This window comes from Ornithinimicrobium avium, assembly GCF_003351765.1.
GTDB classification, from domain to species: Bacteria; Actinomycetota; Actinomycetes; order Actinomycetales; family Dermatophilaceae; genus Ornithinicoccus; species Ornithinicoccus avius.
This window is the reverse complement of the sequence record NZ_CP031229.1, coordinates 3,336,312-3,350,897: the sequence shown is the minus strand read 5'-3', so window position 1 is coordinate 3,350,897 and position 14,586 is coordinate 3,336,312. Positions and strand designations below refer to the sequence as shown.

The following is a 14,586-nucleotide window of genomic DNA, read 5'->3' as shown; positions in this document are numbered from 1 at the left end:
GCCGTCAGGATAGCGCCGCGGGCGGGCTCACAACCGCGCGATCACCGCGTCGAGCATCTCCTCGGTGAGCGTGCCGGTGAAGGTGTTCTGCTGGCTGACGTGATAGCTCCCGAGCAGCCGCACCGACCGGCCGGTCGGGGTCGTCAGGACCGCCTCCGCGCCGTGGCCGAAGCGCGGCTTGGGTCGCGGCACCTGCCAGCCCACCGCGCGGGCCGCGCGCAGGAAGGCGTCCCAGCCGATCGCGCCGAGCGCGAGCACGGAGCGCAGGTGCGGCTCGGACAGCTGCAGGTCCCGCTCCAGCCAGCCGGAGCAGGTCGCCTTCTCCTCGGTGGTGGGCTTGTTGTCGGGCGGGGCGCAGTGCACGGCGGCCACGATGCGTATGCCGTGCAGCGTCAGCCCGTCCCCCGCGTGCCGGCTCTCCGCCTGGCTGGCGTAGCCCGCCCGGTGCAGGGCGGCGTAGATCCAGTCGCCGGAGCGGTCACCGGTGAACATCCGCCCCGTGCGGTTGGCGCCGTTGGCGGCCGGCGCCAGCCCCACCACCAGGACGGGCGCGTCCCCGTCGCCGATCCCGGGGGCCGGCCGCCCCCAGTAGGGCTGGTCGGCGTACGAGGCGCGCCGCCCCGAGGTCGCCACCTGCTCGCGCCAGCGGACGAGGCGGGGACAGGCACGGCAGACCGAGACCCGGGCGTCCAGCTCGGCGGCGGTGGTCGAGCCGGCGGCCAGCCGGCGCACGCCGGCGGCGGAGCGGGCCGAACGGGTCTGCGCGGTGGCGGGGTCCTCGGGCCAGCCCGTGCCCGGGGGCACCGGCGAGGGAAAGGGCTGGCCGGTGACCGGGTGCGGGTCGGTCCTCATCGCTGGGACAGCGCGATCCCGTCGAGGATGTCGGTCTCCGAGGCCCGCACGGTGTCCAGGCCCGAGTCGTGGGCGACCCGCTGGACCACGGTGCGCCAGATCAGGGCTCCGGCGCCGATGACGTCGACGCGCCCCTCGTGCATGAACGGCAGCCCGCGGCGCCGGGAGTGCGGCATCAGGAGCAGGTCGGTGCAGGCGTCGATCACCTCGGGGACCGGCAGCTGCGCGCCGTGGATCCGCTCGCGCCGGTAGGAGGGCAGGTCGAGGGCGTGCGCGGCGACGGTGGTGACCGACCCCGCGAGCCCGACGAGCGTGCCGACCCCGGTGAGGTCGACGTCCTCGGCGACGCCGTCGATCGCCCGGACGATGTCGGACAGGGCCGCCCAGACCTGGTCCTCGTGCGGGGGGTCGTCGTGCAGGTGGCGCTCGGTCATCCGCACGCACCCGAGGTCGACCGAGGCGGAGGCCTCGACCCTCTCGGTGCCGCGCACGAACTCGGTCGAGCCGCCACCGATGTCGACGACGAGGTAGGGGCCGGGCGCGTGCTCCGCCCGCAGCGCGCTGGTGGCGCCGACGAAGGACAGCTCGGCCTCCGCTGTCCCGGAGAGCACCTCGGGGCGGACGTGCAGGTCGCCGAAGGCCGCGACCACGCCGTCGGTGAGCTCCGCGGCGTTCTCCGCGTCGCGGGCGGCCGAGGTGGCCACGAACCGCACGGAGGCGCAGCCGGCCTCCCGGCAGAGCACGGCATACCCCTCCGCGGCGGCAAGCGTGCGCGCCATCGCCTCCGGCGAGATCCGCCCGGTCGCGTCGATCCCCTCCCCCAGGCGCACGATCTGCAGCTGGCGGGAGATCTCCTGCAGGACCGGCCGGCCGGTCCCGTCGGTGCCCACGTCGGCGACGAGAAGGCGGATCGAGTTGGTGCCGCAGTCGACGGCGCCGACGCGTCTCATGCCTGCTCCGGCGGCTCGAGCGCACCGCAGCAACCCTCGACCCACCAGTCCGGCAGCGCCTCGACCGCCTCGTCGCCGAGCGGGTTCACGCCCGGTCCGGCCGCCAGCGCGTGGGCGACCAGCACGTGCAGGCACTTGACCCTGTTCGGCATGCCGCCGGCGCTGATCCCGGCGATCTCGGGCACGTGCGCCAGCTCCTCGCGGCGGCGCAGGTAGTCCTCGTGGGCCTGGACGTACTCGGCCCGCAGCGTGTCGTCGTCCTCGAGCCGGTCGCTCATCTCCTTCATCATGCCGCTGGTCTCCAGCGTGGAGATCGCGCCGGTGAGCCGGGGGCAGGTGGCGTAGAAGGTGGTCGGGAAGGGCGTGCCGTCCGGCAGCCGCGGCTCGGTCCGCACGACCGTCGGGCAGCCGCAGGGGCAGCGGTGCGCGATCGAGACGACGGCGCGCGGCGGACGGCCCAGCTGGCGCTCGATGACGGCGAGGTCCTCCAAGGTGGGCTCCTCGTCGAGCGTGGTGCGTTCCGGACGGCTCATGGCAGCGTCGGCTCCGGCAGGCCCTCGTTGGCGATCTTGACCGACTCCCAGACCTGGCCGTACCAGGGGCTGTCGGCCAGGACCTCGTCGCTCACCGGCGCCATCCCGGGCAGCGCCTCGGTGTAGTCGCTGCCGGTGTCGTCGATGACCGTGAAGGCGGTCTCACCCTCCTTGACGAAGCGCAGCCGCTCCCGGGCCTGCTGCTCCACGTAGTCGGGGTCGTCCCACTTCTTCAGCTCCCCCTGGAGCCGGTCGATCTGCTGCTGCTCGGTGACCAGCCGGTCCTGGGCGGCGGTGATCTCGGCGCGCTGCTGGAGGTAGCCGGACAGCACGGGCGCCACGATGACGGCCATCACCACGACGAGCGCGAGCAGCAGCAGCATCCGCCGGACGTGCGCGGGAGCGCGACGCATGCTCGAGGCGGCGGAGGCGCCCGCCCCGGAGATCGCCCGGGCGCCGGGCCGCGGGCCCGGTCGCCTGGAGCCGGCCCCCCGCCCGGGGCGCGCGGCGCTGCCGCGCCGGTCGCGCGGGCCGCGTGCGGTGGTCATGGTGCTCCTGGGGTCGGCCTGGGTGGTCACGTGGCAGGGACGGTCCTCAGCGTATGCCGTCCCCCCGGGTCAGCCGGTGAGGCAGGCCCGGCGGGGCGCGTCACGTCACCGACGAACCGGTCACCCGCGCCGTGGCTGCTCAGCCCTGGGCGCGGAAGCGGGGGAAGGCCCCCGCCCCGGCGTAGATGCCGGCGTCGTCGAGCTCCTCCTCGATGCGCAGCAGCTGGTTGTACTTGGCGACGCGCTCGGAGCGGGCCGGGGCGCCGGTCTTGATCTGGCCGCAGTTGGTGGCCACCGCCAGGTCCGCGATCGTGGTGTCCTCGGTCTCGCCGGAGCGGTGGGACATCATCGAGCGGAAGCCGTTGGCGTGAGCCAGGGCGACGGCGTCGAGGGTCTCGGTGAGCGTGCCGATCTGGTTGACCTTGACCAGCAGGGCGTTGCCCGCCTTCTGCGTGATGCCGCGCTGGAGCCGCTCGGGGTTGGTGACGAACAGGTCGTCACCGACCAGCTGGACCTTCTCCCCGAGGGCAGCGGTGATCTGCTGCCAGCCCTCCCAGTCCTCCTCGTCCAGCGGGTCCTCGATGGAGACGAGCGGGTAGGAGTCGACGAGCTCGCCGTAGTAGGCGGCCATCTCCTCGGCGGTCCTGGCCGCGCCCTCGAAGGTGTAGGAGCCGTCCTGGTAGAACTCGCTGGCGGCGACGTCCAGGGCCAGGGCGATGTCGGAGCCCACCGTGTAGCCGGCCTTCTCGATCGCCTCCACGATGAGGTCGAGCGCGGCTCGGTTGGACTCCAGGTCGGGCGCGAAACCGCCCTCGTCGCCCAGCCCGGTGGCCAGCCCGCGCTCCTTGAGCACCGCCTTCAGGGCGTGGTAGACCTCGGTGCCCCAGCGCAGCGCCTCGCGGAAGGAGCCGGCTCCGATCGGGGCGATCATGAACTCCTGGATGTCGACGTTGGAGTCGGCGTGCGAGCCACCGTTGAGGATGTTCATCATCGGCACCGGGAGCACGTGGGCGTTGGGTCCGCCGACGTAGCGGAAGAGCGGCAGCCCGGCCGAGTCGGCCGCGGCCCTGGCCACCGCGAGGGAGACGCCGAGGATCGCGTTGGCGCCGATCTCGGCCTTGTTGTCGGTGCCGTCCGCGGCGATCATCTCGGCGTCGACGAGGCGCTGCTCGGAGGCGTCGAAGCCCAGCAGCCGCGGCTCGAGGTCGTCCATCACCGCGGTCACGGCGCCCTCCACCCCCTTGCCCAGGTAGCGGCTCTCGTCGTCGTCCCGGCGCTCCACGGCCTCGAAGGCGCCGGTCGAGGCGCCGGAGGGGACGGCGGCGCGGGCGACGGTGCCGTCGTCCAGGCCCACCTCCACCTCGACGGTCGGGTTGCCTCGGGAGTCGAGGATCTCGCGGGCGATGATGGCGTCGATGGCGGCCATGGGCGCTCCTTCTGATGAGGATGGGCTGTCTGACCCAGCAGCCTAGTGGCCCAGGGTGCCGGTCACTCGCCCCGGACCTGCTCCTGCAGGTCGCGCAGGGTCTGCCGCAGCGCGGCGGCCGCGTCGACGTCGCCGTCGTGCAGGTCCAGGAGCGCGTCGAGCAGCAGGGCGCCGGGGTCACGCTGCTCCAGACGCGCCTCCACCCAGTCGCGCAGCCGCTCCTCCTGCCCGGCCCGGCGCATCCGCGAGGCGACCTTGGCCGCGCGGGCGAGCGGTGGCATACCTGCGGGAATGCCGTCCAGGAGGCCCGCCCGGTCGGGCCTGCCCCTGTTCTCCCGCGCCTTGATCTGCTCCCAGCTGGCCTCCACGGCCTCGGGGGTGTCGGCGTCGACGTCGGCGAAGACGTGGGGGTGGCGGCGCACGAGCTTGTCGACGAGCCCGGCCGCGACGTCGTCGACGTCGAACGGGTCGTCCTGGTGCTCGGCCGCGACCCGGGCGTGGAAGAGCACCTGCAGGAGGACGTCGCCGAGCTCCTCGACCGCGTGGTCGCGGTCGGCGTCCGGGCGGTCGAGCACCTCGAGCGCCTCGACGGCCTCGTGCGCCTCCTCCACCAGGTATGGGGTGAGGCTCGCGTGCGTCTGCTCCGCGTCCCAGGGGCAGCCGCCCGGGGACCGGAGGCGGTCCATGACGGCGACTGCGTCCAGCAGACGGGCGCCCGGCACGTCCCAGGAGCCGACGAGCAGCTCGAGCGTGGGGGCCTCGTCCTCGGGCAGGGCGACGGCGAGCGCCTCGGCCAGGCCCGGGTCGCCGTCGGGCGAGCCGACCCAGACGACAGATCCCTCGGCGGCGCGGCCGAGCAGGTGCTCGGCCAGGCTCTGCGGCGACCGTGCCGCCGGCGGGACGGCGCCGACCTCGATGCCCGCGGCGCGGACCGCCGTCGCCTGCGGGCCCCCGGGATCAGCGCAGAGCACGGCGTCCGCGGCGCCCAGCGCCTCCCAGGCCGCGGCCGAGAGCAGCCCGGGCGCGATGCGGGGGCTGCTCAGCAGCAGGCTCAGCTGTCGTCGGAGCTCTGGATCCACGCGGGGACCTGCGGGACCAGCCCGCCGTTGGCCACGTCCCAGGTGCCGTAGCGCGGGTTGACCTCGACGTCGACGGCCGCGAGGTCCTCCTCGGTGACCGACTGGGCCCGGGCGAGGACCTCGGCCATCGCCGGGTCCTGCAGGGTGGCCGGGTCGCCGAGCTTGGTCTGGTAGAGCCGGGAGCGCTCGGCGTCCATGGTCGCCGGGCCCGGGTCGGAGACGCCGTTCTCGCCGAGCGAGGACCGGACCTCGGTGTCGCTGACGACCGCTGGGGACCCCTCGAAGACCTGGTCGAGCAGGGGGAGCAGCGCCAGGCTGGCGATGACCTGCTGGGCGCCGAGCTGCTGGCCGCCGGCCTGCGGGCCGAACGCCTCGTTGAGCTGGGTGGTGGCCTGGTGCAGGTCGTCCATCGAGTAGCTCTGGCCGTCCACGGAGACACCCGTGTCGGATCCGACGGCCGAGCACCCGGCCAGCGCCAGGATGGCGGTCAGGGCGAGGGCGGGGACGAGACGTGATCGCTTCACGCGCGCCATCATCGCACGGCGTGCTGACGGGGCCCTCCCAGGTCCGGACCCGGGCCGGGCCGGGCCACCCAGGGAATGTCCGGCGCCCCGGACTTGCTGTCCCTGTCATGCGAATAGCCATCATCGGAGGACACGGCAAGGTCGCCCTCAGGCTCAGCCCGCTGCTGCGCGGGGCCGGGCACGAGGTCGACGCGATCATCCGCAACCCCGACCACGCGCAGGAGGTGGCCGCCACGGGGGCCCTGCCCGTGGTCGCCGACGTCGAGTCCATGGACACCGACGCGCTCACCGACCTGCTCGCCGGGCACGACCTGGTCGTCTGGTCGGCCGGCGCCGGCGGAAGCGACCCCGACCGGACCTACGCGGTCGACCGCGACGCGGCGATCCGGTCGATGGACGCCGCCGTCCGCGCGGGCGTCGACCGCTACGTCATGGTGTCCTACTTCGGCGCCGGGCCGGACCACGGCGTCCCCCAGGACAACCCGTTCGTGCACTACGCCGAGGCCAAGGCCGCGGCCGACGCCCACCTGCGCGCGAGCAGCCTGGACTGGGTCGTCCTCGCCCCGAGCACCCTCACCCTGGAGGCTGGGACCGGCCATGTCGAGGTCGACGACGGCACCGGCAGCGTCAGCGCGGGCCAGGTCAGCCGGGACGACGTCGCCCGCGTCGCCGCCGCCGTGGTCGACCGGGAGGACCTGCACGGGCGGACCGTGCAGTTCAACAACGGGCCGGACCCGATCGACGAGGCGCTGGACGCGCTGGCTGGCTCCTGACCGAGGGCGCCGGGCGCCCCCGCCCGGCCCTCAGCCGACGCTTCCGCCCGCGGCGGCCGCGATGTCGTCCAGCAGGACGGCCCTCAGCAGCTGGGAGGCCCACTCGAGGACCGCGCCGTCGCGCAGCGGCTTGCCGCCCACGCGCGCGGTCGTCGGCGCGGGCACCAGGACCTGGCGCAGAGCCGGCTTGATGATCGTCCCGGGGTAGAGCCGGTTGAGCCGCAGCTGCTGGCTCTCCCGCAGCCCCTCGACGGGGGCGAAGCGGATCATCTTGCCCTGCACGCCCACGTCGGCGACCCCCGCGGCGCGGGCCACCGTCCGCAGCCGCGCCACCTCCAGCAGGGTCTGCACCGGGACCGGCGGTTCGCCGTACCGGTCCACGAGCTCCTCGCGGATCTGCGCCAGCTCGGCCTCGTCGGTGACCTGCGCCAGCTTGCGGTAGGCCTCCAGCCGCAGCCGCTCCCCCGGCACGTAGTCGTGCGGCAGGTGCGCGTCGACCGGCAGCTCGATCTTGACCTCGGCCGGCGCCTCCTCGCCCTCTCCCTTGAACCGGGCGACGGCCTCGCCGACCATCCGCACGTAGAGGTCGAAGCCGACCCCCTCGATGTGGCCGGACTGCTCGCCGCCGAGCAGGTTGCCGGCACCGCGGATCTCCAGGTCCTTCATCGCCACGGCGATGCCCGAGCCGAGGTCGGTGTTGGCCGCGATCGTCTGCAGGCGGTCGACGGCGGTCTCGGTCAGCGGCTTCTCCGGCGGGTAGAGGAAGTAGGCGTAGGCGCGCTCGCGGCCGCGGCCCACGCGTCCGCGCAGCTGGTGCAGCTGGGAGAGCCCGAAGGTGTCGGCCCGCTCGACGATGAGGGTGTTGGCGTTGGAGATGTCCAGGCCGGTCTCCACGATCGTGGTGCAGACCAGGACGTCGAAGCGCCGCTCCCAGAAGTCGACGACGACCTCCTCCAGCCGGTGCTCGCCCATCTGCCCGTGGGCCGTGGCGATCCGGGCCTCCGGGACCAGCTCGCGCAGCCGGGAGGCGGCCTTCTCGATCGAGCTCACCTTGTTGTGCACGAAGAAGACCTGGCCCTCCCGCAGCAGCTCGCGCCGCACCGCCGCGGCGATCTGCTTCTCGTCGTAGCCGCCGACGAAGGTCAGGACCGGGTGCCGCTCCTCCGGGGGCGTGGCCAGCGTCGACATCTCCCGGATGCCGGTCACCGCCATCTCCAGGGTGCGCGGGATGGGCGTGGCCGACATGGCCAGCACGTCGACGTCGGTGCGCAGCGCCTTGAGCTGCTCCTTGTGCTCGACGCCGAAGCGCTGCTCCTCGTCGATGATGACCAGGCCGAGGTCCTTGAAGCGCACGGTGGAGCCGAGGAGCCGGTGCGTGCCGATCACCACGTCGACCGAGCCGTCGGCCAGCCCCGCGACCGTCTCCCTGGCGTCCTTGTCCGACTGGAAGCGCGACAGCGAGCGCACGGTGACGGGGTACTGCGCATAGCGCTCGGAGAAGGTCTGGAAGTGCTGCTGCACCAGCAGCGTCGTCGGCACGAGCACCGCGACCTGCTTGCCGTCCTGGATCGCCTTGAACGCCGCCCGCACCGCGATCTCGGTCTTGCCGTAGCCGACGTCGCCGCTGATCAGCCGGTCCATCGGGACCGGCTTTTCCATGTCCTCCTTGACCTCCTCGATCGAGGAGAGCTGGTCGGGGGTCTCGGTGAAGGCGAAGGCGTCCTCGAGCTCGCGCTGCCACGGCGTGTCCGGGGCGAACGCGTGCCCCTGGCTGGCCATCCGCGCCGAGTAGAGCCGGATCAGCTCGGCCGCGATCTGCTTGATGTGCTTGCGCGCCCGGCTCTTGGTCTTCTGCCAGTCCGAGCCGCCCAGCCGGTTCAGGGTGGGGGCCTCGCCGCCGACGTACTTGGTCAGCTGGTCCAGCTGGTCGGTCGGCAGGTACAGCCGGTCCGGTATGCCGTGCCCGCGCGGCTTGGAGCTCGCGTACTCCAGCACGACGTACTCCCGCGTCGCTCCCTGGACCTGACGCTGGACCATCTCCACGAACCGGCCCACGCCGTGCTGCTCGTGCACGACGTAGTCGCCGGGACGCAGCGCGAGCGGGTCGACCTGCTGGCGGCGGCGCGAGGGCATCCGGCGCATGTCCCGCGTCGAGCCCCCCGTGGACGACTGGCCGATCAGGTCCGCCTCCCCCACGAGCACGAAGCCGGCACCCGGCAGGACGAAGCCGTGCCCCACGGCGCCGGTGGTCAGCGTGATCCGGTCCGGGCTCAGCACCTCCGCGGAGGTCAGCTCGCTCTCCAGCCGCTGAGGTATGTCGTTCTCGCCCAGGATCTCGGCCACCCGCCTGGCCATGCCGGGCCCGTCCAGGCTGACGAGCACCCGCCGGCGCTCGCCCAGCCAGGAGCGCAGGTCGGCGAAGATCGCCTCCCGGTCGCCGCGGTAGGAGTTCACCGGGGAGCTCGGCACCTCGAGGGTGTCGTCCCCGGCCAGCTCGGTGTCGACCGCGAAGGAGGTCAGCGACCACCACGCCCGCCCGGTGGCCAGCGTGTGCTCGCGCATGTCGCCCAGCTCCCACGAGGACGCCGTGCCCAGGGCGCGCTGCAGGTCGATCGGGGCCGCGCCCTCGACGGTCGCCGCAGCCGCCCAGCTGGCCTCGAGGAACTCCCGGCTGGTGGCGACCAGGTCGTGCCCGCGGGTGCGCACCCGCTCGGGCTCCACGACGACGACCCGGGAGCCCGCGGGCAGCACGTCCACGACCGTCTCCATGCCGTCGACGAGGACCGGCGAGAGCGACTCCATACCCTCGACCGCGATGCCCTCGGCGACCTTGGCCAGCAGGTCCGCGGCGCCCGGGAGGCTGCCGACGAGCTCGCGCGCCCGCTCGCGGACGTCGTCGGTGAGCAGCAGCTCGCGGCAGGGCGGGGCGTAGAGCCCGTGCTCCTGGCCGACCATCTCCAGCGAGCGCTGGTCGGCGACCTTGAACCAGCGCACCTCCTCGACGGTGTCGCCCCAGAACTCGACGCGCACCGGGTGCTCCTCGGTGGGCGGGAAGACGTCGAGGATCCCGCCGCGCACGGCGAACTCGCCGCGGCGCTCGACCATGTCGGTGCGGGTGTAGGCCGCGGCCGCCAGCGCGTCGACGACCTCCGACAGCGGCCGCTCGTCACCGGCGCGCAGCCGGACCGGGACGAGGTCGCCCAGCCCCCTGACGAGCGGCTGGAGCAGCGCGCGCACCGAGGCGACGACGACCCGGACCGGGCCCGCCTGCTCGTCCTGCGGGTCCGGGTGCGCGAGCCGGCGCAGGGTGGCCAGCCGCCGGCCGACGGTGTCCGAGCGCGGGCTGAGCCGCTCGTGCGGCAGCGTCTCCCAGCTGGGGAAGGCCGCGACCGCGGACGGTCCCTCCTCGAGGAGCGAGCCGAGCGCGGCGACGAGGTCGTCGGCCTCCCGCCCGGTGGCCGTCACCGCCAGCAGCGGGGCCTGGTCCGCGCGGGCGAGCGCCGCCACCAGCGCCGGGTGGGCGCCGGCCGCGGCGGACACCTCGACGACCGGCTCGCCGGAGCGGGCGGCCTCGAGCACCCGCGCGGCGGCGGGATCGGCGCAGAGCAGGTCGACGACGGGTGAGAGGTGCATGCGGTGAGGGTCCTTCGCCGGGCGGGCGGTCGGGGTGCTGGCAGGTGGCCAGTGGTCCAGTCTAGGACCGTGCGTGGGATGCTGATCCGCACACGGTTCACCCCCCACGGGTGGACCGCAGCTCGCTGGTCAGGGAGGATCACCACGTGATGACCACGCTCGCACCGCTCCGGGGACGACGGCCGCGCGGCCGCGCCCTCCTCGTCGCCGGCTGGGTCGCCGCGTCGTGCCTGCTCGGCCCCGGCGCCCCCGCGCACGCCTCCGAGCCGCTCGACCTGGCCGACTCCGTCACCGACCAGGCCGACGCGTTGAGCCCGGCCGAGGAGGAGGCCGCGCGCACCGAGGTGGAGCAGCTGCGGGACGAGACCGGCCTGCAGCTGTTCGTGGTCTTCGTCGACACCTTCGAGGACAGCTCGGGCAGCCCCGTTGACGGCCCGACGTGGGCGCAGGACACCTCGTCGGTCTCCCGGATGGGGGACGGGGACCTCGTGCTCGCGGTGGCTGTCGACGACCGGCTCTACGGCGTCGGCGACGTGTCCGGCACCCTGCCCGCCGCGTCCGTACGCACCGTGCAGCTGCAGGACATCGAGCCCGCGCTGCGCGACTCGGACTGGGCGGGCGCGGTGTCCGGTGCGGTGACCGGCTTCGAGCGCGAGTACGCCAGCGCCGGCAGCGGGGGCGGGGTCGCCGTCCCCGAGGACCAGGGCCCCGTCTATCCCCGCTCCTCCGGCGGGCTCGGCAGCGGCTTGGGCACCCTGCTCTTCGCCGCGCCGGTCGTGCTCTTCGCCGGCGCGGGACTGGTCACCGCGATGGGCAAGCGTCGCCGGCGTCCCAGCTCGGGCGCCCCGGTGCCGACCTCGGCCCAGGGCGTCTCGCTGCCGGACCTGCAGCGCCAGGCTGCCGAGGCCCTCGTCGGCATGGACAACGCGGTGCGCTCGGCGCAGGAGGAGCTCTCCTTCGCCGAGGCGCAGTTCGGGACCCAGCGCACCGAGCAGTTCAGGACCGTGCTCGGGCGGGCGCGCGCCTCGGCCAAGGAGGCCTTCTCCCTGCGCCAGCAGCTCGACGACGACCAGAAGGAGCCCGAGGACGTCGAGCGCACGATGCTCGCGCGCATCATCGAGCTGACCGGCACCGCGCGCACGACGCTGGACGAGCACACCCAGGAGTTCGCCACCCTGCGCGCCCTGCAGGACCGCGCGCCCGAGTTCCTCGCCGAGCTGCGGACCCGGCTGGGCGAGGTGCAGGAGCGGCTGCCGGTCGCCGACCAGGAGCTGGCCGGTCTCTCCGCGCGCTACCCCACGCAGGCCCTGGTGACGGTGCGCGAGCACCGCACCCACGCCGAGGAGCTGCTCCGCTCGGCCGACGGCTTCGTCACCGCGGGCAGGCAGTCGCTGGAGCGCGACGACCGCCCCTCGGCGGTGGCAGCCGCCCGCGCGGCGGAGGAGTCGGTCGGCCAGGCGGTCACGCTGCTGGACCAGATCTCCCAGGCCGACCAGGCGCTGGCCGGATCCGCGCAGGAGCTGACCCGGCGCGTCGCCTCGATCACCTCCGACCTGCGTGACGTGCAGCGGCTCGCGCCGCGCGAGCCGGTCATCGCCCAGGCCGCCGACCGCGCCCGCGCGGCCGTCGAGCAGGCCCAGAGCTCGCGCACCTCCGGCGACCCGCTGCGGGCGATCGCCGAGCTGGACGCCGCCGAGCACGACCTCGACACGCTGCTCCAGCCGATGCGCGACGCCGAGGAGCACACCACCCGGATGCGGGAGAACTTCTCCCAGCGCGTCGCCCGGGTCGGTGCCCGGCTGCGCAGCATCGACGAGACGATCCGCACCCGCCGTGGCGCGGTCAACAGCGGCGCCCGCACCCGCATCTCCGAGGCGCTGCGCGTCTTCGACGAGGCCCAGCAGGCGGCCGAGCAGGACCCGACCAACGCGATGGGCCTGCTCACCCGGGCCGAGCAGCTCGGCGAGCAGGCGCTCACCGAGGCACAGAACGACATGGACTCCTGGGGCGGGTCGGGGGGCTACGGCGGGCGCCGCGGCGGCCTGGACCCGTGGTCGGTGATCCTCGGCGGCATCCTGCTCGGGGGCCGCGGCGGGGGGCACCACCACAGCGGCGGCTGGGGCGGTGGCGGCGGCTTCGGCGGCGGAGGAGGCTTCGGGGGTGGCAGCTTCGGCGGCGGCAGCTTCGGCGGCGGTGGAGGAGGCACGTTCGGCGGCGGACGCTTCTAGGCGTCGCCGCGGGTGCCCCGTCGCTACCGGCGCACCTGGCGCGGAACCCCAGCACACGACATACCGTCAACAAGACGCAGGATCCGACGAAAGGAAACCGAGCATGACCCAGAAGCAGACCGTCCTCGGGCGCATCAGCCAGCTCGCGCGCGCCAACATCAACTCGCTGCTGGACCGCGCGGAGGACCCCGAGAAGATGCTGGACCAGCTCGTCCGGGACTACACCAACAGCATCGCCGAGGCCGAGGAGGCGGTGGCCCAGACCATCGCCAACGTGCGGATGGCGGAGTCCGACCTGCAGTCCGACCGCGACGCCTCGGCCGAGTGGGGACGCAAGGCGGCGGCCGCCTCGGCCAAGGCCGAGGAGCTGCGCGGCAAGGGCGACCCCGACGGGGCGTTCAAGTTCGACGACCTCGCACGGGTTGCCCTCAGCCGGCAGATCCAGCACGAGAACGACGTCAAGGTCATGGAGCCCAACGTCCAGCAGCAGAACGCCACCATCGAGCAGCTCAAGGACGGGCTGACCCAGATGAAGACCAAGCTGGAGGACCTGAAGTCGCGGCGCAGCACGCTCGTGGCCCGGGCCCGCAGCGTCGAGGCGCAGAACAAGGTCCAGGACGCGATGTCCTCCATCGACGTGATGGACCCGACCAGCGACCTGTCCCGGTGGGACGACAGCATCCGCAAGGAGGAGGCGCTCGTGCAGGGCCGCGCCGAGGCGCAGTCCACCTCGCTGGAGGACCAGTTCGCCGAGCTGGAGTCGGGCTCGGCCGACGCCGAGGTGGAGGCTCGCCTGCAGGCCCTGAAGAACCAGCAGGGCTGAGGTCCGGCCCCGCCCGGGGCCCCACTTACGTACTCTTCTTGTAGAGAACGCATGATCCATCACGAGTTCTCTACAACGCCGGTACGTGAGTGGGGCGGAGCCGTCCCTCAGGCCGGGTCGGAGCGGCGGACCTGCCGTCGCGTCCGGACCGCCCCGGCGAGGTCGTCGAGGACCTCCACCGTCGTGTCCCAGCCCATGCACGCGTCGGTGACCGACTGCCCGTAGACCAGGCCGGCGGGTGCCGGCTCCTGACGGCCCGGGACGAGGAAGCTCTCCAGCATGATGCCGACGACGGCGTCCTCGCCCGCAGCGACCTGCGCCCCGATCTCCCGCGCGACGCCGGCCTGGCGCACGTGGTCCTTGCGGCTGTTGCCGTGGCTGGCGTCCACCACGAGCCGGCGCTGCAGGCCCGCGCCGGCGAGCCGGTCGGCCGCAGCCTGCACCGAGACCGCGTCGTGGTTGGGGGCAGCCCGGCCGCCCCGCAGCACCACGTGCGCGTCCCGGTTGCCCGCCGTCTCGACCACGGCGGCGCGTCCGTCCGCGTCCACGCCGAGGAAGGTCTGCGCCGCCGCGGCCGCCACGCAGGCGTCGACCGCGACCTGCACGTCGCCGTCGGAGCCGTTCTTGAGGCCGACCGGCATCGACAGCCCGGAGACGAGCTGGCGGTGGACCTGGGACTCGACGGTGCGCGCCCCGACCGCGCCGTAGGTGACCGCGTCGGACAGGTACTGGGGCGTGGTCGTCTCGAGGAACTCGCAGGCCGCCGGAAGCCCGGCACCGAGCACGTCCAGCAGCACCTGCCGGCCCAGCCGCAGCCCACGGGGGATGTCGTAGCTGCCGTCGAGGTCGGGGTCGTTGACCAGACCCTTCCAGCCGGTCGTGGTGCGGGGCTTCTCGAAGTAGACGCGCATCACCACGAGCAGGTCGTCCTCGAGCCGGCGCGCCTGGGCCTGAAGACGCCGGGCGTAGTCGAGGGCCGCGACGGGGTCGTGGACCGAGCAGGGGCCGACGACGACGAGGAGGCGGTCGTCCTGGCCTCTCAGCACCTCCTGGACCTCGCGCCGGGAGCGGTCCACGAGCTCGGCGCAGGCCTCGGGCAGCGGCAGGCCGGCCCGGACCTCCCGCGGGGTGGGCAGCGGCTCCATCCGCAGCACGCGCAGGTCGTCGGTGGCGCGTCCCGCGGTCGTGGTGGGGGTCATGTCTCCTCCTGGGCGGCG

Annotated in this window: 12 protein-coding genes; 3 read left to right on the top strand and 9 right to left on the bottom strand. The window is 74.0% G+C overall.

Features of this window, described 5'->3' with window-relative positions; translation table 11 throughout:
- Positions 1-27: 27 nt before the first annotated feature.
- From DV701_RS15370 to DV701_RS18930, 7 genes are all read right to left on the bottom strand, one after another.
- On the bottom strand, positions 28-852 hold the full coding sequence (locus DV701_RS15370; protein ID WP_114929552.1) for a uracil-DNA glycosylase: 825 nt from the start codon (positions 850-852) through the stop codon (positions 28-30).
- Positions 849-1,802, bottom strand: coding sequence for a Ppx/GppA phosphatase family protein (locus DV701_RS15365; protein ID WP_114929550.1), 954 nt, complete (start codon positions 1,800-1,802; stop codon positions 849-851). Before DV701_RS15365 ends, DV701_RS15370 begins: the two co-directional genes overlap by 4 nt.
- Positions 1,799-2,335 carry a DUF501 domain-containing protein gene (locus DV701_RS15360; protein WP_114929548.1) on the bottom strand — a complete coding sequence of 179 codons (537 nt, stop codon included), beginning with the start codon at positions 2,333-2,335 and terminating at the stop codon, positions 1,799-1,801. Before DV701_RS15360 ends, DV701_RS15365 begins: the two co-directional genes overlap by 4 nt.
- On the bottom strand, positions 2,332-2,883 hold the full coding sequence (locus tag DV701_RS15355) for a septum formation initiator family protein (protein WP_162803076.1): 552 nt from the start codon (positions 2,881-2,883) through the stop codon (positions 2,332-2,334). The genes DV701_RS15360 and DV701_RS15355 overlap by 4 nt, the downstream gene beginning before the upstream one ends.
- Before the next feature lie 139 nt (positions 2,884-3,022).
- Positions 3,023-4,309: a phosphopyruvate hydratase gene (eno, locus tag DV701_RS15350; protein ID WP_114929544.1), complete on the bottom strand. Its 1,287-nt coding sequence runs from the start codon at positions 4,307-4,309 to the stop codon at positions 3,023-3,025.
- A gap of 62 nt (positions 4,310-4,371) precedes the next feature.
- Complete coding sequence (locus tag DV701_RS18935; protein WP_228255070.1) at positions 4,372-5,388, bottom strand: MazG family protein; 1,017 nt, start codon at positions 5,386-5,388, stop codon at positions 4,372-4,374.
- The gene (locus DV701_RS18930; RefSeq protein WP_228255069.1) at positions 5,361-5,912 is read right to left on the bottom strand and encodes a hypothetical protein; all 552 of its coding nucleotides are present in this window, start codon (positions 5,910-5,912) and stop codon (positions 5,361-5,363) included. Before DV701_RS18930 ends, DV701_RS18935 begins: the two co-directional genes overlap by 28 nt.
- Before the next feature lie 107 nt (positions 5,913-6,019).
- On the opposite strand from DV701_RS18930, the gene DV701_RS15340 reads away from it, so the two are divergent.
- Positions 6,020-6,685: an NAD(P)H-binding protein gene (locus tag DV701_RS15340; RefSeq protein ID WP_114929541.1), complete on the top strand. Its 666-nt coding sequence runs from the start codon at positions 6,020-6,022 to the stop codon at positions 6,683-6,685.
- Positions 6,686-6,715: 30 nt separating this feature from the next.
- Here the strand turns inward: DV701_RS15340 and mfd are convergent, their stop codons facing one another.
- Positions 6,716-10,318, bottom strand: coding sequence for a transcription-repair coupling factor (gene mfd / locus DV701_RS15335; RefSeq protein WP_114929539.1), 3,603 nt, complete (start codon positions 10,316-10,318; stop codon positions 6,716-6,718).
- Between the two features lie 149 nt (positions 10,319-10,467).
- Between mfd and DV701_RS18530 the strand changes: the two genes are divergently transcribed.
- Both DV701_RS18530 and DV701_RS15325 read left to right on the top strand, forming a co-directional pair.
- Positions 10,468-12,546 (top strand): TPM domain-containing protein, encoded by a 2,079-nt coding sequence (locus DV701_RS18530; protein ID WP_202863554.1) that lies wholly within the window; start codon positions 10,468-10,470, stop codon positions 12,544-12,546.
- A 103-nt stretch (positions 12,547-12,649) separates the two neighbouring features.
- A complete protein-coding gene (locus tag DV701_RS15325) occupies positions 12,650-13,369 on the top strand; it encodes a PspA/IM30 family protein (protein WP_114929535.1) in 720 nt (239 codons plus the stop codon).
- A 107-nt stretch (positions 13,370-13,476) separates the two neighbouring features.
- On the opposite strand, the gene DV701_RS15320 is transcribed toward DV701_RS15325, so the two are convergent.
- Complete coding sequence (locus DV701_RS15320) at positions 13,477-14,568, bottom strand: 3-deoxy-7-phosphoheptulonate synthase (RefSeq protein ID WP_114929533.1); 1,092 nt, start codon at positions 14,566-14,568, stop codon at positions 13,477-13,479.
- Positions 14,569-14,586 lie beyond the last annotated feature (18 nt).

Bases quoted from the DNA above. Each gene is read 5' to 3' on its own strand.
- DV701_RS15370 (WP_114929552.1), bottom strand. From the start codon at position 852: ATGAGGACCGACCCGCACCCGGTCACCGGCCAGCCCTTTCCCTCGCCG.
- DV701_RS15365 (WP_114929550.1), bottom strand. From the start codon at position 1,802: ATGAGACGCGTCGGCGCCGTCGACTGCGGCACCAACTCGATCCGCCTT.
- DV701_RS15360 (WP_114929548.1), bottom strand. From the start codon at position 2,335: ATGAGCCGTCCGGAACGCACCACGCTCGACGAGGAGCCCACCTTGGAG.
- DV701_RS15355 (WP_162803076.1), bottom strand. From the start codon at position 2,883: ATGACCACCGCACGCGGCCCGCGCGACCGGCGCGGCAGCGCCGCGCGC.
- eno (WP_114929544.1), bottom strand. From the start codon at position 4,309: ATGGCCGCCATCGACGCCATCATCGCCCGCGAGATCCTCGACTCCCGA.
- DV701_RS15340 (WP_114929541.1), top strand. From the start codon at position 6,020: ATGCGAATAGCCATCATCGGAGGACACGGCAAGGTCGCCCTCAGGCTC.
- mfd (WP_114929539.1), bottom strand. From the start codon at position 10,318: ATGCACCTCTCACCCGTCGTCGACCTGCTCTGCGCCGATCCCGCCGCC.
- DV701_RS18530 (WP_202863554.1), top strand. From the start codon at position 10,468: ATGACCACGCTCGCACCGCTCCGGGGACGACGGCCGCGCGGCCGCGCC.
- DV701_RS15325 (WP_114929535.1), top strand. From the start codon at position 12,650: ATGACCCAGAAGCAGACCGTCCTCGGGCGCATCAGCCAGCTCGCGCGC.
- DV701_RS15320 (WP_114929533.1), bottom strand. From the start codon at position 14,568: ATGACCCCCACCACGACCGCGGGACGCGCCACCGACGACCTGCGCGTG.